Annotated in this window: 16 protein-coding genes; 6 read left to right on the top strand and 10 right to left on the bottom strand. The window is 49.0% G+C overall.

Going from position 1 to position 18,889, the window contains the following annotated elements; all coding sequences use genetic code 11:
- Positions 1–45: 45 nt before the first annotated feature.
- Entirely contained in the window at positions 46–672 is a 627-nt protein-coding gene (locus FCN15_RS03330) for a methyltransferase domain-containing protein (protein ID WP_138493538.1), read from the bottom strand.
- Between the two features lie 1,200 nt (positions 673–1,872).
- On the opposite strand from FCN15_RS03330, the gene FCN15_RS03325 reads away from it, so the two are divergent.
- From FCN15_RS03325 to FCN15_RS03310, 4 genes are all read left to right on the top strand, one after another.
- Complete coding sequence (locus FCN15_RS03325) at positions 1,873–2,826, top strand: ABC transporter permease (RefSeq protein ID WP_138493537.1); 954 nt, start codon at positions 1,873–1,875, stop codon at positions 2,824–2,826.
- Positions 2,823–3,785 carry an iron chelate uptake ABC transporter family permease subunit gene (locus FCN15_RS03320; RefSeq protein WP_138493536.1) on the top strand — a complete coding sequence of 321 codons (963 nt, stop codon included), beginning with the start codon at positions 2,823–2,825 and terminating at the stop codon, positions 3,783–3,785. The genes FCN15_RS03325 and FCN15_RS03320 overlap by 4 nt, the downstream gene beginning before the upstream one ends.
- Positions 3,782–4,540, top strand: coding sequence for an iron ABC transporter ATP-binding protein (locus FCN15_RS03315; RefSeq protein WP_138493535.1), 759 nt, complete (start codon positions 3,782–3,784; stop codon positions 4,538–4,540). The genes FCN15_RS03320 and FCN15_RS03315 overlap by 4 nt, the downstream gene beginning before the upstream one ends.
- Positions 4,541–4,730: 190 nt before the next feature.
- The gene (locus tag FCN15_RS03310; protein WP_138494002.1) at positions 4,731–5,708 is read left to right on the top strand and encodes a siderophore ABC transporter substrate-binding protein; all 978 of its coding nucleotides are present in this window, start codon (positions 4,731–4,733) and stop codon (positions 5,706–5,708) included.
- Between the two features lie 101 nt (positions 5,709–5,809).
- Here FCN15_RS03310 and FCN15_RS03305 read toward each other — a convergent pair whose 3' ends face one another.
- The gene (locus tag FCN15_RS03305) at positions 5,810–7,870 is read right to left on the bottom strand and encodes a beta-galactosidase (RefSeq protein WP_238996489.1); all 2,061 of its coding nucleotides are present in this window, start codon (positions 7,868–7,870) and stop codon (positions 5,810–5,812) included.
- Between the two features lie 18 nt (positions 7,871–7,888).
- Positions 7,889–9,262, bottom strand: a complete 1,374-nt coding sequence (locus FCN15_RS03300) for a sedoheptulokinase (protein ID WP_162515277.1) — start codon at positions 9,260–9,262, stop codon at positions 7,889–7,891.
- A 210-nt stretch (positions 9,263–9,472) separates the two neighbouring features.
- Here FCN15_RS03300 and FCN15_RS03295 point away from each other — a divergent pair, with 210 nt between their 5' ends.
- Complete coding sequence (locus tag FCN15_RS03295) at positions 9,473–10,798, top strand: FAD-dependent oxidoreductase (protein ID WP_138493532.1); 1,326 nt, start codon at positions 9,473–9,475, stop codon at positions 10,796–10,798.
- Between the two features lie 89 nt (positions 10,799–10,887).
- Here FCN15_RS03295 and FCN15_RS03290 read toward each other — a convergent pair whose 3' ends face one another.
- The 4 genes from FCN15_RS03290 to FCN15_RS03275 all read right to left on the bottom strand — a co-directional run bounded on the left by FCN15_RS03290 (position 10,888) and on the right by FCN15_RS03275 (position 14,256).
- Positions 10,888–11,298, bottom strand: coding sequence for a DUF2500 domain-containing protein (locus FCN15_RS03290; RefSeq protein ID WP_138493531.1), 411 nt, complete (start codon positions 11,296–11,298; stop codon positions 10,888–10,890).
- A 199-nt stretch (positions 11,299–11,497) separates the two neighbouring features.
- Positions 11,498–11,686: a hypothetical protein gene (locus tag FCN15_RS03285; RefSeq protein ID WP_138493530.1), complete on the bottom strand. Its 189-nt coding sequence runs from the start codon at positions 11,684–11,686 to the stop codon at positions 11,498–11,500.
- Positions 11,687–11,861: 175 nt separating this feature from the next.
- Positions 11,862–13,157 carry a hypothetical protein gene (locus tag FCN15_RS03280; RefSeq protein ID WP_138493529.1) on the bottom strand — a complete coding sequence of 432 codons (1,296 nt, stop codon included), beginning with the start codon at positions 13,155–13,157 and terminating at the stop codon, positions 11,862–11,864.
- A gap of 85 nt (positions 13,158–13,242) precedes the next feature.
- On the bottom strand, positions 13,243–14,256 hold the full coding sequence (locus FCN15_RS03275) for a polysaccharide deacetylase family protein (RefSeq protein ID WP_138493528.1): 1,014 nt from the start codon (positions 14,254–14,256) through the stop codon (positions 13,243–13,245).
- 389 nt (positions 14,257–14,645) lie between these two features.
- On the opposite strand from FCN15_RS03275, the gene FCN15_RS03270 reads away from it, so the two are divergent.
- On the top strand, positions 14,646–15,575 hold the full coding sequence (locus tag FCN15_RS03270) for an L-lactate dehydrogenase (RefSeq protein ID WP_138493527.1): 930 nt from the start codon (positions 14,646–14,648) through the stop codon (positions 15,573–15,575).
- Between the two features lie 219 nt (positions 15,576–15,794).
- Here the strand turns inward: FCN15_RS03270 and FCN15_RS03265 are convergent, their stop codons facing one another.
- Genes FCN15_RS03265 through FCN15_RS03255 form a run of 3 tightly spaced genes read right to left on the bottom strand, consistent with a single transcriptional unit; the run spans position 15,795 to position 18,667 of the window.
- A complete protein-coding gene (locus tag FCN15_RS03265; RefSeq protein ID WP_138493526.1) occupies positions 15,795–16,901 on the bottom strand; it encodes a DUF3900 domain-containing protein in 1,107 nt (368 codons plus the stop codon).
- 31 nt (positions 16,902–16,932) lie between these two features.
- The gene (locus tag FCN15_RS03260) at positions 16,933–17,844 is read right to left on the bottom strand and encodes a tyrosine-type recombinase/integrase (protein WP_138493525.1); all 912 of its coding nucleotides are present in this window, start codon (positions 17,842–17,844) and stop codon (positions 16,933–16,935) included.
- Between the two features lie 55 nt (positions 17,845–17,899).
- Positions 17,900–18,667, bottom strand: coding sequence for a DUF3891 family protein (locus FCN15_RS03255; RefSeq protein WP_138493524.1), 768 nt, complete (start codon positions 18,665–18,667; stop codon positions 17,900–17,902).
- Between the last annotated feature and the right edge of the window lie 222 nt (positions 18,668–18,889).

Here is an 18,889-nt window from a genome sequence, read left to right as displayed (position 1 = left end):
GATTTTGTTTGTCCATCTTAAATTTTTGAGTCAGGCACAGCGTCTTTAAGCGTCTTTGCTGCGGTAACCCCGTACTCCCTTAGGCTCCTGATAGCACCTCCGGCTCATCGCCTCAAGCTCCTCCTGGCTTATCTCCTTCTTGATGACCACGAGATGGTACATAATTTCATGAACTACATTGGCCTGCAGCGTCTTTAGGACTTCCAATTCTTCCACCTCATATAACGAGTCATCGAAAGGGTATTGATAAAAGAGCTCCATGCGAAGCAGCCGGAAATCAAACGGGGGGGCGGGGGGAGCATAGTCAGGGATTTCCGGAATAAGCGGGCTGTTTAGCGGCTGGAAAAAATACGGCGTCAAATATCGGGGGGTATATTCATCAAATTTCTGCTTCAGGTAGGGATTGGACATATGCCGAAAGCTGTGCGCATAAGGGGCAAGGATACAAACGACTGCCTTATGAACACAGATCCGGTAAATTTCCGATAAAGCTGCAAAGAGGTCGTCCACGTAAGGCAGCACCCGGCTGGCCATAACAAACTCAGCTGTATCATCGGGAAGCGGAATCCCTTTTGTAATATCACAAATCAGATTGACTCCCGGTCCTCCGACACGGTCAACCCCAAAAAATCCTTCCTCTTTGCTGCTGCCGCAGCCGATGTCAATTCTCAAGCTGCTCACTCCTATCCGCTAATATCAGGCTTAACACATAGTATTAAATAGCAGGGGGCGTGCAACAGACGTCAGCCTATGCGCTTTAGGCGGTGGGGGTTTTTACTATATCTTAAGGTGCAGATAGACCGGTCGCAGTAACAGGATTCAGCCGTGTAAGCGAATGACAGAATGAGCCTAACTGGGTTGATTCCGACGATGATGATAAGACTAAGGGGAATTTAATATGGGGTGTTTTAGCCCGGTATTCAAGATCACTTAATGAAGAAGAGTCAATAGCACTTTTATCTAATAAACATCTTGCTGCTAAGGGAATGTAAAAATTTGGATTATTTAAGAGAAAAAATGGAGAATTGTCTCTCCCAATTTACACTACAAGATCAGAGGATATATTTAAATTAAAACAAATTGCGAAGGAGTTGGATGAGAGCTAGATTTGCGCAATCTTTGGTATGCGTATCAAGCAAGAGGTTATTTGGTTGCTTGATTTGTATGCAATAAACATATGTACAAAATACGAGTTTTGTGAAAAAGTACTAACGTTTAATTTAAACCAGCTTAATCCTGGCCAAAAATTCATCCGAAACTTCCTCATATATTTATCCACCACTAATTATCTCCATGTATAAATAATCACCGCAGTTTAGTTTTCCGAGCGTCCGCTTACTTCTGTTTTTCTATTCATTCCTCAATCGCTGCGGCGTTAATCATAATTTCCATGATGCCATGATTGATCACAAATCGTGTGCTAGTCAGCGATGATCAGCGGCTCCAGCTCGGCTGGCCAACACAACTTTATGGCAGCTGCAGTTCGTTCCGGAAATGTCCTCGACCAACAGCCAGTCCATAAAGCGCTTGTAATCCTGATCGTTATTCGGCGGCGGCTGCTTTAGGACTTTGGCTAGGATTTGGCTTCGTAAGTAAAATTTTCCGCTGCGACTATTCATGTATCCATATACAGTTGTTTAAATCGGTATTCTAGCACGGTATTCCGGCTAATTTTTCCTCTGCATGCGTCATAAAGTCCAGGCAGAATTACACCGTATCTTGAGATATGATCAAACTTTTTCCAGCCTTAAGTGTTGACTTTCTAAAAATTTAAGAAGTATAATCAATTCTAATTGATAACGATTATCATTATCATAACATACTTTTTCACATTATCACACATTAATACATAACTAACTGGAGCCAAAGATTATGAAACTCTCTTACATGCTGGGATTGCTGGTGGTTCTCTCCGCCATTTATCTGTTTATTGGGAACTCGGATTTGTCGCCACTGGATTTACTGCACCCGACCGCTATTCAGCTTCAAGTACTGACGGTTAGCCGGATTCCAAAGCTGGTCAGCATCCTGCTGGCGGGAATGAGCATGAGCGTGATCGGCTTGATTATGCAGCAGCTGACAAGGAATAGGTTCGTCTCTCCTACTACTGCAGGAACGATGGATTCGGCTAGATTGGGAATTTTGGTCACCTTGATGTGGATGCCCGCCGCCCCGCCGCTGCTAAAGATGCTGGTTGCTTTCGCTTTTGCCTTGGGGGGAACGCTTCTATTCATGAGGATTCTGGAACATGTGAAGTTTAAGGAACCGATATACATAGCTCTGCTTGGATTGATGGTAGGCAATATTATCAGCTCTGTGACTACCTTCTTCGCCTATAAAAATGACCTGCTGCAGAACGTCTCTTCCTGGCTGCAAGGCGACTTCTCCACAATGATGAAGGGCCGTTACGAGATGCTATACATCAGCCTTCCGCTGCTGGTGATCGCCTATCTCTACGCGAACCGGTTCACTGTGGCCGGTATGGGAGAAGATTTTGCCACTAATTTGGGCTTGTCCTACCGGAAGGTCGTGAATATCGGGCTCATTCTGGTATCGTCCATTTCGGCGGTTGTTCTGATTACGGTAGGGTCGATTCCGTTCCTGGGACTTGTTGTTCCCAATCTCGTGACCTTGTACAAGGGCGACGATCTGCGGAGCACCCTTCCCCACACCGCTGTACTTGGGGCCGTCTTTGTTCTCTGCTGCGACATTCTGGGCCAGCTGATTATTTATCCTTATCAATTACCGGTCAGCTTGACGGTTGGAATCGTCGGCAGCGTTCTCTTCTTATATTTGCTGGTGCGCAGAAAGGCTGACCAAACATGAAACTGAAAATATCTGCTGTCTCCTTGAAGTTTATCGTTCTTATTGCAGCAGCTACATCCTTAATCGCCATCTTTATGGTGATTCAGTCAGGCGGCAGCTGGGACTACATCCTACCGCGCCGCGGCAAGAAGATTATAGCGATCGTACTGACAGGGACATGCATTGCTTATTCGACTGCTATTTTTCAAACCTTAACCAACAACCGGATTCTGACCCCCTCCATTATGGGACTGGATTCGCTGTATATGCTGTTTCAAACCTCAGCGGTATTTGCCTTTGGCAGTACAAATCTCAGCTTCCTGAACAAGAATCTCAACTTCGCCATTTCGATCCTCCTGATGTCAGGCTTTGCGTTCTTGCTGCATCAGTTCCTGTTCCGCAAGGAAGGCAGAAATATTTATTTCCTGCTGCTGGTTGGCCTGATTCTGGGGACCTTGTTCCAAAGCCTGTCCTCCTTTATGGAGGTGCTGATTGATCCGAATGAATATCTCATCTTACAAGGGAAAATGTTTGCGAGCTTCAACAATGTGAATACCGATTTGCTGATGATCGCTATAGCGGCCATTGCCATCGTCACTTTATATGCTCAGCGTTTCAACAAGTACCTCGATGTCCTCGCTCTGGGAAGAGACCATGCTGTAAATTTGGGCATTGATTACCCTTATGTCGTCAAACGGCTGCTTCTTATTGTGATGGCACTCGTATCCATTTCCACGGCATTGGTTGGCCCCATTATGTTCTTGGGTCTTCTTGTAGTGAACCTGGCGCATCAAGTGTTCGGAACCCACCGCCACAAGGTGCTGATATGGGGAGCTATCTTGATCAGTGTTGTTGCTTTGGTTGGCGGGCAGCTCATTGTTGAGAGAGTGTTTACTTTTGCAACGACGGTGAGTGTCATCATCAACTTTGCAGGCGGTGTGTACTTTATCTTTCTACTATTAAAGGAGAATAAATCGTGATTAACGTCAGAAATGTAACGAAAAGGTATGGAGACACTTCTGTAGTGAATGACGTCTCGCTTGAAATTAAACTTGGAAAAATCACCTCTTTTATCGGGCCTAACGGCGCCGGCAAGAGCACGCTGCTCTCCATGATGAGCCGTCTGGCAGCTATAGATGAAGGTGAAGTGGTCATTGAAGGCAAGAATTTGGCACAATGGAATACCAAGGAGCTTGCCAGGAAGCTGTCCGTGCTGAAGCAGACCAACCAGATCAGCATCAGGCTGACGGTTGAGGACTTGGTTGCTTATGGCCGCTTCCCTTACTCACAGGGCAGGCTGAAAGCTGAAGACCGCAAGTTCATTGAAGAAGCGATTACCTATATGGAGCTTGGCCCCTTTAGAGGAAAATATCTGGACCACCTGAGCGGCGGCCAGCGCCAGCGTGCCTTTATCGCCATGGTAATTGCGCAGAATACGGACTACATTTTTCTCGATGAACCGCTTAATAATCTCGACATGAAGCATTCTGTCCAAATAATGAGAGTGCTGCGCCGGATGGTAGATGACCTTGGGAAAACGATTGTCCTGGTCATTCATGACATTAACTTTGCTTCCTGCTATTCCGATTACATCGTGGCCCTCAGAGAAGGTGCCATAGTAAGCCAAGGCACAACTGAAGAAATGATAGATACCCGGGTGCTCAAAGAGATTTATGACATGACGATTCCCGTTGAAACAGTGGGCGGGCAGAAAATTTGTGTTTACTTCTCCTGACAGAATAAAGGTCAATAATCATTCATTAATTTATCCTATTAAATATTTATTCGATTAAATTCGGTTATCCATTTGAACCGGCTGGACAAGGAAGGCGCCAAAGCCGCCGGAGCTCAAATTTTTTATACAACCCATACATTTATCTTAGAGGTGAGTCAAAGTGAAACAAAAAGGCTGGTTTATTCTATCTATGGTGCTCGTTCTGACGATGATCATGACCGCTTGCGGCCAAAATAAGAACACTGCCGGGCAGAAGAGCAATAACAACGGTTCAACTCAGGAGGCTGCAGCTGCTGCTGCTCCGGCTGAGTCTGCCGCAACTACGGAAGAGATTGTCGTTAAGCACCAGCTTGGCGAAGCTCACATTCAGAAGAATCCGCAGAAGGTAGTGGTCTTCGACTACGGCGCTTTAGATACGCTGGATAAATTAGGCGTAGAAGTGGCCGGGGTTCCGCGTGATAATGTCCCTCCTTATCTGAAGAAATATGAGGACTCGAAATATGAAAATGTCGGCAGCCTGAAAGAAGCAGATTTTGAGAAGGTGAATGCCCTTAATCCTGATCTGATCATCATTTCCGGCCGGCTTCAAGATTCCTATGACGAATTAAATAAGATCGCTCCAACCATTTATATGCAGCTGGACACTGCCAACTATATGGCTTCGTTTAAAGAAAACGTTGAAACGCTGGGCCGCATTTTTGGCAAAGAGCAGGAAGCAGAGCAGGAATTGGCCGCACTGGACAGCAAAATCAAGGCCCTTCATGATCAAGTTACGGCTTCCGGCAAGAACGCTTTGATTGTGCTGGCTAATGAAGGCAAGATCAGCGCCTTTGGAGCCGGCTCCCGTTTCGGCATCATTCATGATGTATTCGGCTTTAAGCCGGCTGATGCAGACATTGAAGCCTCAACCCATGGGCAAAGCGTTTCGTTTGAATATGTAATGGAGAAGAATCCGGATTATCTGTTTGTAGTGGACCGCAGTGCGGTGGTTGCCGGTGAAGGTGAAGCGGCTCCGGCTAAACAAGTGATTGAGAATGATCTGGTGAAGAACACCAATGCATATAAAGAGGGACACATTGTTTATCTGGACCCTAATTACTGGTATCTATCCGGCGGTGGACTGGAATCGCTTGCGGAAATGCTGCAAGAGGTTGAAAGCAGTCTATAAACCCTTCGCAAGGATCAGCAGAAAAATATAGAAACAGCAGCCCTCCGTTCTGGAGGACTGCTGTTTTTCAGTTTAGCCTAAACGCCTTTATAACCCTCAGCTTAGCAATGAAAAATATCCACTTCATACGGTGTAAACTCACTCTCACCGCTTCGGTCCCTGCCCGATAACAGTCCAAACGACCCGGCTGGTAAGGTCAGCTTGCCTGCCTCCCGAGATAAATTCAAGACAAACATCATCTTCTCCGGGCCTTCCCCGCGGAAAGAAATCTGCATCCCCAGCGGCAAATCCGGCACATGAAAAAGATCCAGCTGCTCAGCCAGGCTGGTGAACAGCTCGCGGTAGTATGCTTCTTCAGGCTGCGTTCCCAGATAATAGGCAGCTCCGCTTCCAATATTATTCCGCGTAACGGCGGGAATCCCTTTATAAAATTCGCTGCTATACCACGCCACGGGTTCTGCTGTTGTTACCTTCAGCAGATCATTCCACTGCATGCATCTGTAAGACTGCCCCGATAAACCGCTGACCATCCCGGCAGTTTCATGTCCGAGTGCGTCATACTCTTCAACTACCACGCCCAAAGTCTCGGCAAGTCTGCCTGGCAGCTGAGCCATGATGCACTGGTTATTCCGTTCCTTGACCCCTGTCCGGTTCGTCACAACAAGGGTGCCGCCGTCTTCTGCGAACCTTTGGAGCTTGTCTGCAAGATGCTGATCAAGGACAAACAGTGAAGGTGCAATAACGAGATCGTACTGACTGATGTCGGCGCTCTCATCGACAACGTCTGTTCCGATTCCCAGCTTGGTCAGCGCTCTATGGATGGTTTTGAGATTCTCATAGTAATCCATCCCTTCCGCCTGCGGCTGAAGATCCAGCGCGGTGTGGCTCTCAAATGAATAAAGAATCGCAGTGCGATGATGTACTTTTTTTCCAAACAGCTCAGAACTTAAACGGTTCGCTTCACCTGCAAAAGCCGCAAACTCCTTCAGCCTTCGTCCCGGCACACCGCTGTGATCCATCAATCCATGCCAGAACTGCTCTGCTCCCGCCGCGCCGCTGCGCCACCTGAAGAAGACCACGCCGTCTGCGCCCCGGGCAATGCTCTGCCAGGCGAATGCCCGGATAAATCCGGGAACCGGAGTCCGCCAGACCGGCATCCAGCTCCCCGGGGAACCCGCAAGCTGCTCCATGATCCAGAAACCCGGATGACCGGCCGTTTGCGCTTGTCCGCCAGCTTCTAATAAATTGCCGCCGGATTGCTGTCCAGCCGCTTCCCCGGTTTGCCGTTTAAAGCCTCTGGTCCGGTCCAGAGACAAAGCGCCGCTGTACAGATTGGTTTCCGTTTTGTCAGGGCTGGTATTTGGATAATAATCAAAGGAAGCAAAGTCCAGATTCCGGAACAGAAGATCATGGTCAAGGGGAACCGGAGCCCCCCAGGCATTATGAGTAATAAATTGATGCGGGTTCGCGGCTCTGATCTCATCTATGAGCAGCTGCTGAAAAGCTGCAACCGATTCACTTTGAAACCTGCGGTAATCCAGCAGAAAGGAAGGATTGAAATATCGGTGTGAGGTTTCTTTTGGCAGCCTTATTTGGGACCATGCACTGAATTCACCGCTCCACACTGCCGTTCCCCACTCTTGATTAACTCGCTCAAGCGTACCGTACTTTTTGTTCAGCCAATTGTGAAACGCCTCTGTACAGCTGTCACAAGCACACATATGTAAAGAGAATTCATTATCTGTCTGCCAGCCAATGACGGCTTCTTCATTCCCGTAATGGCCGGCTAACTTGTTGGCAATGCGCACCGAAAATGCTCTCATAGAACGGCTGTTATAGCACCGGTGTCCTCTTACACCCGGACTGGATAAATGCTGCCCGGCCAGGACCGGAAGCACATCCGGATAATTCTCGGTAAGCCAGTTAGGGGGTGTCATGGTCGGAATCCCGAGGACAACTTGAATATCGTACCGTTTAAATACCTGTATGGCTTCGTCCAGCCAGTCAAATTGAAAATGGCCTTCACTCGGCTCCATCCGGCTCCACGCAAATTCAGCCAGACGGACTACATTAACGCCGCTTTCTTTCATTAAGGCGGCATCCTTTTCCCAATAGGCTTGCGGCCAGTGCTCGGGATAATAATCTACGCCAATTCTAATCATGGCAAGCATCCTCTCTAGTTAAATCAGAAATTGCCCTGTATGACGGAAGCTTTCAATGGATCCGGAGCCAACCGCCGCGCATAAAGCCGCCCCAACCGCCGCTTCCTCCGGTGAAGCGCTAAGCTTCATCTTCATTCCGAAAATTTCCTCCGCTTTGGCGCATAACACCGGGTTCGCCCGGAGAGCGTTGCCGGATCCGGCTAGTTCGGTAAAGGTGCAGGAGGTGCTAGCCTTAAGGCTAAGGCAGAACTCGTACAGCTCCTCGACCATCCCACTCAAGAAAGCATGGGTTAAGGCCCCGGGGGTGAAATTGCCAAGCGATATCTGCTCAATGCTGCCCCGAAGCTCCGGATTGGCGCGGGTCCCGTTAAAGAAAGGCAGAACCCTTAGGCTCTCTTCACAGCCCGGCGTACTGTGCAGCATCTGATCCATCCAGGCATAGATCTCTTTGGGCAGGACGGTTTGTCCGGTAAAGCCCTCAATAACGTCCCGGAAAAATGACTGCAGCATCGCATACGATTTGCCGCCGCTAAGTGCAGCCCCGACGAGCAGCAGGCCGCCGCCGGGATAAGGCCGTGCCTCCATTCCCTTCGGCACCTCGGCGATTTCCGGCACATAGGCCGATAGCTGGCTCCCCGTTCCGACATTCATCAGCAGCGTTCCTTCCGGCCGCGGTACACTGCCTAGAAAGCTCGCCTGATTATCGCCCAAAGAGACATAGACCGGAATCCCCTGCGGGCTGTGTCCGGCCAAAGTCCCTGAAGGCACAACCTGGGGCAGAAGCGCAGCGTCCATCCCGGCTTTACCAATGGCGCTCCGGTCAAAATCATGAAGCTCCCTCCGGTAGCCCCCAATAGCAGCAGCCTGAGTGGCATCCATTACAGGAACGGGCTTACCGGTAAGCCTAGCTCCTATGTAATCGGCGATGCTGCATATTGACGCTGCTTCAGCCGGCACAAGTCCATGATCCGTATTGTAAGCATGCGTAGCCAGCCCGTAGCCTGGTGACAGATTCATTCCAAATTGCTCGGACAACCGTTCCGCGTAAGTTCGGGATGCTCCGGGAATCATCTGCCCGCCGCGACCGTCCTGCCAAGTATACAGCGGGCTGACGGCCATGCCTTTTATATCCATATAGACGATGCCGTGCATCTGTCCGGTTAATCCGATCCCCGCAGTCTCACTCTCTCTGCTGAGCAGCTCTTCCACCATGCTCAAAGTCTGACCATAAATGGCCTCGGCGTCCTGCAGCCGTTCCCATTCCTGTTCACTTACCAGAAATCCGTGAGCGTGATCTGCCGTAATCCGGTGTAAAATTTTCCTATCTTCAAGGTCATAAATCAAGCCCGAAATCGTGGTGGTTCCGATATCCAGTCCCATAAATTTAGCCAACAGAATTCCTCCCTCGATGGTATTTCCCCTATAAAAAAAGTCTATTGCAAAAGGAAATGAATGCGATTGCAGATTTGAACAAATCGTGTCTATTTCTATGGACGCGCTTTCATGAATAACATATACTAGAAGTGAATTGAATCGCAATGATAAAGCCTGACGCATCAAATACAGCAGCTTTGCTCCACAAATTCTGAGGAGGTACGATTCATGAAGATAGCAGTAATTGGCGGAGGACTTGCCGGCTTAACCGCTGCGGCTTACCTGTCTGAACATCCCGATGTAGAGGGAGTTGTATTTGAGCGCAGCCCGCAGCTCGGCGGGCGTGCCTTTACGTACCAGAAATCCGGTTTCACCCTGAATTACGGCGCGCACGCCGTATACGGCATCGACCGCAACACCATCTCTCAATTAAAACAGGAGCTTGGACTCAGCTTTGAAAGCAGACAGGTCGAAAAGCGTAAAGTGTATTACGCCAAACATAACCAGCTTACGCTCGCTCCTCTCGATTTCATGAACATTGTTAAGACAGGCGTGCTTACCGCTATGGAGAAAGTGCGCTTTGTCGGCGATGTCGCAGCCATTATTGCTAACATTCATCAGCTGAAGAACTACCCGACACTTGGCGAATATCTCGACCGCTCCCACGCTGCAGGCGATGTCAAAGAGCTCTGGGAGCATCTCGTCTGCTCCAACTTCTTTATCACGCCGGAAGAAGCACGCAAGGTGTCCGGTACCGTAATTGCCGATTATTATCATAACCTGTTCCTTTCTTCTAAGCCAGTCAACTATATACTTGGCAGCTGGGCCGTCATCACCGATCAGCTGCAGCAGAAGATCGAAGCCAGCGGACGATGGACCATTTCTGTCAAAGAACCGGTAGAATCCTTCCGGCAAGAAGGAAGCTCTCTCATCCTGAATACCAAGACAAGAGAGAATCTGGAGTTTGACGCCGTAATCTTCGCTATTCCCGTACAGCAGGTCAGCAAGCTGATGGAAGACACCCCTTGGGAAGCTTCCCTTGCTCCTTATGCCGATAATACGTCAACCGAGGTTATGGTCTACGACGTTGGCTTCTCCAAGGTAGTAGCGCGTCCGTTCCACTATATCAGCGATATGGACAATAAAATGTTCATCAGCGACGTGTCTGCTACAGACCACACCGTCGTACCGGAGAATGGCCAGCTGCTCCAAGGCATCGCTTATTTGAACGACCATTTCGAGACGGACGAAGAACGCAAGAAGTATATGGACCACAAAACGGCCAAAATGGAAGAACTATTCGATCAATACTATCCAGGCTGGAGAGAATCCGTAGAGGTCAAGCGCGTCTCCAAGAAAGCCATGGTCTCAAGTGTGAAAAATATCGCCTCCAACAAGCTTCTGCCCAATACGCTTCCCGAGGTTCCCTTCTACTTCTGCGGAGATGGATGTGTCGGCAAAGGCGAGCTTGCTGAGAGGGCTTTCTCAAGTGCCCGCGGCGTTGCCCAGGCATTGATTGCCAATCTGAACAAACCGGAGGCGCTTTCCTCTTAAACCAGGTGCCTGGTGCCTCATCATCATGCGACAGCCCCGCAAGGATCCGTTCAGGAACCCTGCGGGGCTGTTGTTGTTTAACACAAGACTTAATGACTTCGGTGAATATCCGGATAGTTCCGGACATACCCGTGCATATGACGGCGAAACCCCAAATATCTGCTGCCCTGGAAGGTCAGATTCCCTTGGTCGCCTTCTGCAGTTTGTCCGTATTCGTCGCCGTGAACCTCGAACTCCAGCCGGTCTCCGCTTTCCACTTCAAAGGTAACATAGTAGCGGGTGACCGAACGATGAGAATCGGAATCGCTGCTCTGACGGTAGCTGACCACCGTCCTTTTGCTTGTAACCGTCGTAAGCACCGTAAGCACTGGCTGCTTGTTATCCTTAAGCCAGCGATAGACTCCGCTGAAGGCCGAAATCCCAATGATGCCCAGAACGACAATTAAGAACACTGGAATCACTGAACCCGTCATATCTAACATGTCTAATCCGGTAAGCATGCCCACTCCCCTCCTTGACTTTGGAAACGGTGAATACCTGCCTCCCCCGCTTGTTCTAAATATATGCGCCTGAAATCGAAACTTGATAGGCCGGGTATACGGGAAATTCGGCTGCTTGTCTAAATGCAAAAAAAATAACCTTCCTCCGCGGTTTCCGGAAGAAGGTTATTTAAAATTGCTGCTGCTTGCGCTGCTTCTCTTATGCATAATAGTTCATTAGCAGCTGTTTGGTTTCGTCCACTTCTTCAGTTTCCTCTTCAAGCAGATTGTGGGCTGCCCAGCATTCTCTGCAGATCTCTTCAGTGGTGCATTCATGAGCATCTGTACAGGTGTAGCAGAATTGAAGCAGATTTCTTGTAGTTGCAGTATCGAATAATTGAGTTTTCATGATCGTTCACTCCTTGAGTTTGTTAGTTTTTTTAGTGGTGTTCCTCTTTACAAGTTAAATATATCACAGGGGCTGAGATCAGTATGTGATTTATTTCACATAATATAATAAATGCATCACATCATACAGCGGACCCGGCAGTTGAGAAAAAGAAGGCCGCAGCCGGCACGCTCCATCAGAGCATCTGCCAGCTGCGCCCTCCATCTTTAGTAGACAGCAAGCGGGATGTCTTCTCCCCGCTGTTCTGCACCAGAATCCAGCCATACTCCGGCGTGATGAACTGGAGCTTCACAACCTCCGGATAATCCTGCAAGGTAGCGGTCAGCTTAGGACTTTCCGGCAGCGCCGTCCAGATTTTTCCCTGGTTGTCGGTATGGTAGATCAGATTGCCCTGCAGGCTCCAGCCTTCTTGTCCATTTAGAAAGAATGGAACCAGGGCGGCATTCTCACCGGACTGCCACTGCAGAGCGAAATCGACAAACTGAAAGGTCTTACCTCCGTCAGCAGTAAAATAGCCGCTGTACTTGGAAGAATTCGAAGGATCCCCCTTGATGCACCTGACCGGTATGTAAGCCGACTGTCCGTTACCCGGGAAGACGTTTATCTCTTCGGCGGTATATTGGCTGCAGTTCTCCAAATCCAGCTTGCTGAAGAAGCTGCTGTTAGCTGACCAGTGTTCTCCGCCGTCGCTCGTGGTATAAAGATCCGGCTTCGTTAACTGCTGAACAAGAGTGAACCCTTTCTGCTCTGTCGTATAAGCCATATCTTCAAAGTAGCCGTACTGCGGCAGACCGGGCAGCGTTCCGTCAGCGTCAGCGCCGGTGCTGGACGCTTCCTTCGTGTCCGATGACCAGGTCATCCCTCCATCATAAGAATTGTACAGCGTTTTGCTCTGGCTGCCGGACGAGCTGAAGCCTTTGGACAAGATCCAGCCCCGGTCAGGCGTAGCAAAATAGATGCTGCTGGGATCTGCATTTGACGGAAGCGAAGAAATGCTCCAGTGCAGCCCCCCGTCTTTGGTATACAGCAGAATCCCTTCTGTAGAGCCTTGTGCCTTACGCATAATCCAGCCATGGCTTTGATCAAGAAAGTACATTTCCTTGCCGTATCTGATGGCGCTTGGAAACTGCACCGTTGCTGCCGGCGAAATATTGGTCCACGTCCTGCCCTTGTCTTTGGTGGTGTATAACCTCAGTTCTCCCCGGGTAATCCCCCAGGCAATTCCAATTGTATCTGAAAAGAGTTTGAAGTCGGTTAATCGGGTTTGAATCTGATACTTTTTAGCGGTTTCTTCAGAGCTGCTTTCTGTTTTGGCCGTTTCCGGATTCACGACAGTGAGCACCTGGCCATTCTCCTGATTGTCCGCTTCCTGCACAGGCGCAGAAGCCGTTGTGGTTTCTCTAGCTGTACAAGCTGATAGCAGCAGGGAGCCTGCTAACAGGACAATCCACGTAAATTGCCATTTACTCAAACCGTTCTGCCTCCTTTGTTAAGGTCACTTGATTTCATTATAAAAAAAACGGGCATTGAAGTCTATGAAAGCGCAAACAAAGAGGTTAAAGCCGCTTGTCATCCGCAAAATTAACGACAAGATGCTGGGACGGCTTATATACCGCAAAGGAATAGCCTTGCTGCTTCAGGTAGGCAATCACCTGCGGGAGCGCTTCAACGGTCTGCTTGGTTTCGTGCATAAGAATAACGTTAAGATTGCCATGGACCTGGCGCTTGACCTGGGCAATGATTTTTTCAGGGTGGTTCTTATAGCTCCAGTCCTCGGAATCCACTGTCCAGTCCCACATTCTGAATCCGGCTGCCGCTATATCGTCCCTGAAGGTTTTGCTGATCTGCGGAGCACTGCCATACGGGGCGCGGATGAGGTCCACCTCCTGGCCGGTGATTTTCTTATACAACGCTTGCTCCTGCTGAAATTCCTTAATGAAGTTCGCGGAGCTTCCGCTCTTATACAGTTTGCTGTAGCTGTGGGTCATGCTGTGAAGCCCGACGTAATGGCCCTGCGCCAGCAGGCGGGTAACCTTCTTCGAATATTCGGTCAAATTGCTTCCGATTACAAAAAAAGTGGAGTGAATCTTATTTTTAGCGAGAATCGCTGCGATTTGATCGGTATACCGGCTCGGCCCGTCGTCAAAAGTCAAATAGACCGTCTTGCTCTTTACATCTTTAGGCAATAAAGGCTGATCCGCCGATTCATTGGCCTTCGGAGCTGCGGCTGTCTTGCTGGCTGTCCCGGGATCAGCTGAAGGTGAGGCTGCAGACGGTGATGGTGCCTGCGGTTTCTTGTCGTTCACTACTTTAATAGTTGAAGAAGACGCGGAAGATGCAGCTGGAGATGAAGGCTTCTCCACTGTCTGATTAAGACTGCCGGCGTCCTTCGGATTCGCTCCCAAAGCAGGTGAGCTGACGGTTATTGCTCCGCTTGAGCTTGACTCCGTGCGAGCCGTTTGAATTGAAAAGGCCGCCAAAACAACGACCGCTGCCCCCAAGAGAATATTGATTCTAGTTAAACTGATGCGATTCCGTTTCTTCTTCCCTCGCTTGCTATGCTTCTCCATGCCTCACCAATGCCTCTCTCTATTTCTCCCAATTCTCTCCTTACTCTTACTAGGATAATATAAATAATCCGTACGTTTCTTACAGAATGGTTACATCTCAGGGACAAACTTCTCACAATTTGGCGATTTCCATCATGAATTGGCGATTTGAGAGAAAGCAGGAGATTGTTAAAAAGGAGGATTTTGGATTTTGAACTATTGAGGTACAATAGAGGTTAGTTTGGTAAATAGGCCGGAGAAGCCTGACCGTACATATATTTTTAGCAAACTTGGGGGAATAATCAATCGGGATTGGGTAAAATAATGAAAACAGGTCTCGGCCGCCTGCCTGATTTACCAGACAAACTCATAATCAATGCTTAATTTCAATTGAAAAGGAGAAATGAACAATGGCTAAAACGGCACAGCGCGCAAGCCGCGTAGTTGTGATCGGAACAGGCGCTGTTGGCGCTACTACCGCTTATACCTTATTTTTGAGGGAACGGGTCTCCGAGCTGGTTCTGATCGATGCAAACCATGAGAAGGCTCTGGGAGAAGCGCTTGATATGAATCACGGCTTGCCGTTCACGGGCGGCGTGAAGCTTTGGGCTGGTGATTACAGTGACTGCCAAGGCGCCGATATTATTGTGATTGCAGCCGGCTCCAACCAGCGTCCGGGTGAAACAAGAATTGACTTGCTGAAACGAAACGCCGCAATCTTTGATGATATTATCAAGAACATTACCAAATACAACCAGGATGGCATTATTCTCGTGGCAACCAACCCGGTTGATATTCTTTCTTATGTTTCTTTGAAAAAGAGCGGTTTCCCGGTTAACCGTGTTATCGGCTCCGGTACACTGCTGGACAGCGCCCGCTTCCGTTATCTGATCGGTCAGAATCAGAAGATCAATCCGCGCAGCATTCATGCCCATATTGTGGGCGAACACGGAGATTCCGAGCTGCCGCTCTGGAGTCTGGCTAACGTAGCCGGCGTAAATCTTGAAATCAGCGACTCCGACAAAGAAGATATCTTTAACCGCACCAAGAATGCAGCGTATGAAATTATTAACGCCAAAGGTTCAACCTCTTACGCAATCGCCTTGGCGCTTGACCGGATCATTGTGTCCATTCTGCAGGACGAAGGCTCGGTTCTGAATGTGTCCACCCTGCTGAACAATTACAATGGCGTCTCCGATGTATACCTGGGTGTACCATGTATTGTCGACCGTTCCGGCGTCCGGGAGGTTCTCGACATCGAGCTCAATGAGAAAGAGTTGGCACAGTTCCAGGCTTCGGCTAGCAAGCTGAAGGAGCAGATCGCCGGTCTTGAACTGTAAAATCGCTTCTGATCTGCAAAGCAATGATCTGCTTGGCTGAATAAAGAACGAAATCCCGCTGTCCATTGGACGGCGGGATTTTTCTTTTTCGAAATAGGATAGTTAACGGCATTAAACAAAATGATTAACGGCATAAATTATCGAATGTTGTTTAACATTTTGGTTAACATAATATATTTACTGTAAACTCATTGCTTCTAATTGCAGATTCGCTTCTTATTAATAAGGAATTCCATCGTCCGGTTCTTCCGTTTGCTTCTCAATCAACCGTTTGGCAACCGACTCAAAGGATTCCGGCTGGAGCAGCTCGACTGGGGAGAAGCCTTTATCAAACACGAACGAATCCCCCTCCAAAATGACCGCGTAACGGCCGTTCAGCTTGGAGAAATGGATCGTACCGCCGAAATCAGCCAGCTTTCCTTTCACAATGGTATCGCCGATTTTGAACTTCAGCTCGATTTCAGGCTTGATCTCAATAATTCTTTCGGCTGCTTCCACCACTTCTGCAGGCTCCCATTTCTCCTGGATGTCCCGTTTCTCGCTGGCCGCCCAGAGCTCAATATCCCTTTCTATCTGCTGCCGCTCTTCATGAGTCTCATCCGGCCATTTCGTCTCGACATACTGCTGAACATATCCCATGACATGGTCGTTTACGATCTCAGGAATGGACTGTTCGTAGGTAACGAATTTCAGAAAATCCTCAAAATAACGGGCATGAGAAGTCTGATGAATCTTCAGCTCCCATTCGTCAACCATGCCTTCCTCCAGCATATAAGGATACATGATGGATTTCATGCTCCGCGCGCTAATGGCCATTTCCACCTGATTGACGAGGCTGCGTTCATCCGAAATCCGGGCGATCTTCTGCTCGAAATCGCATTTCAGCAGAAAAATAAACGGGTCCTCCGAATAATTTTCCAGAGTCGCCTGAACGATTATTAAAGCGCCGCCGCGGACAGCGCTGGTGTCCAGATAAGCACGCACGACGTCGTCACACGCATATTGGAACCCCTGCTTGTCGCTGGCTGCCCGGATGCGGGCAAACATATTGAAATTGGGATTGCTGTCCAGGCCATAATCAGGCTCAACAATAAAACGGCCGATCTTGGTCGGCGCCTGTTCTGCAGAAGGATTTTTCTCCACCTTCCGTTTCGCAATCCGGTTAAATTCGCCGCTTAAGAAGCGCTGGATCTCACTGTCAATATACTCTTCCCCGTCCAGAGTCTGAAAATGCTTGTAAGACAGATTGGTGCTGCTCGCACCGGATTGCTCTGAACCTTCGGTTTGAATAACGAAAAAGGATAACATTTGAACCAAAAATTTCATGATGGCTTCCCCTTTAATATGGATGAATAGATTAGATTCTTACGCTGAGCTCCAATTTGGCCATCGCTTCCTCTTTCTCCCTGTTCGTAATGTGGGTATAAACGGTAGTGGTCTGTATGGAAGAATGGCCAAGCAGCTCCTGCACCGTTCTCAAGTCAGCGCCCCGGCGCAGCAGCATTGTTGCGAAAGAATGGCGCAGCTTGTGGCTGGAGTAGGCAATTTTGCGGGAGTCCGGCACGCCGGTTTGAAACCGGTCGAACGTCTCGGCAGCGATCTGCTGGATGCAGCGTATGGAGAGTCTTTTTCCTTTCTGGGAGATGAACATCGCTTCCTCTTTGCTTCTCCAGGGACTTAAACGCTTGTCCACCGCGGTCTCCAGATAAGGCAAAACCGCTTCAGGGATCGGGATTCCCCTCCACTTTCGTCCCTTACCAAGAACGCTGAGCGTCTTCTGATCCGGATTGAAATCCGCCAGATTCAGGGCATGAACCTCTCCAACCCGCAGGCCCATATAGCCCATCAGCAGAAAAATCGCGATGTTCCGCGTCTTATATTTGCCGCCGATATGCTGAAGAAACCGCTCCAGCCCCTGCTCATCCAGAAACACCGGCAGCCTGTTCTTCTCCGTCTTGGATTTCTTAATGCCCGCGGCCGGATTATGGTCCAGCAGTTCGAGTTCACTCAGCGCTTTAAAGAAGCAGTTGATGGACGCATGCTTCCTGTTTCTTGTTGTATCGGACACGCCCTTCTCCCGGACGGAGGTCAGATAACTGACAACGTGCAGCTTCTTCACCTGATCCAGCGGCTTTCCGCTGAGCCTGTCCAAAAATTCGCGGACATCGCTTAAATAGGATTTTTGCGTATAAGACGTGTAACCCGCATCCTTAAGCCATATCAGAAAGGCCTCAAGCGGTTCATCGTAAAGCTCGGGGAGATGTTTCATTCGGCAGCCTCCTTGTCAAAACAAAACCGGCCTTAACAGCCGGCAGCTCTTAGCCTTATTGTATCCTTAGTAAGCCTGTGCGGGGGGAAGAGCTTTTGTAAGCCGCTTCGCCGCCCATCAGCCGGACACGTTCTTTCGCAAGCTTTCTGTACGTTACACTGACTTCAAATGGATCGGAGAACAGAAATGGCCGGACCTCAACAAATTCGCGTTCCCTCCAGTAAGCCGTAACCGGTGTATCCTCGGCGGGATTCAAGAAGGAGGTATGGGCAAAACCGTCCCGAAACCAGGGATGCTCCGCTTCTTTGTCTGCTCCCGGCTCATTGAGGCATACATATAAGGAAAGGTCATCACATAACTGTAATAAGCGAAAATGTCTGAGCAGGGCGGGATGCTCCGCTTCAAGCCCCAATTCTCTCCTCAAACGGTCCTGCCTGTTCTCTTCATGCCTCAAAAATCGCTTCCAGGCGGTTTCATGCGCCTGCTGGGTGAAGGACGCAAAGTGCATGCTGCAAATTAGAGAAGCGTACGGGCTCATGTCCTCGACTTCATCAAGCCCCTGCTGATAGGCCGCCAGCTTTGGTTCAAGCGGATAGTCGACAAAGGTATACGGCTTGCCGGTCTCCTCGTTCCAAAGAGGCTTTTTGTCTAAATAGATCCAGCCCCGGTCATGTTCATATATCGCAGTGATCAAATCTGAAGCATATGGCTCATCCGGAGCCAAAACGGCGCTGCTCAGCTGCTTGGCAAAATCTCCGGCCAGCTTCCCGTGCTCGTGCTGCTCGATCATCACCAAACCCATGTCATGTTCACGAACGATCATTAACGGCTGCTCCTTCGCATTTACGTAAGTATTTATTTGGATCAAAAATAAAGCGCTTCTAACGTTTATTTTAACATATCTCTGATCGAATTCCGATTGTTTAAATGCTTAGAATCAAAACTGCGTATAATTTATGTTATACGCAGTTTTTTTGGGCGTTAGTAGCAGGATTCGATTCATCCCCGTCAATAACAAAAAAACCACCCAAAAGGTGGTTTTCTC

It is taken from the genome of Paenibacillus pinistramenti (assembly GCF_005869875.1).
Lineage (GTDB): Bacteria > Bacillota > Bacilli > Paenibacillales > Paenibacillaceae > Fontibacillus > Fontibacillus pinistramenti.
Note: the sequence above shows the minus strand (reverse complement) of the source record. Positions and strands in the feature narration are given on the sequence as shown.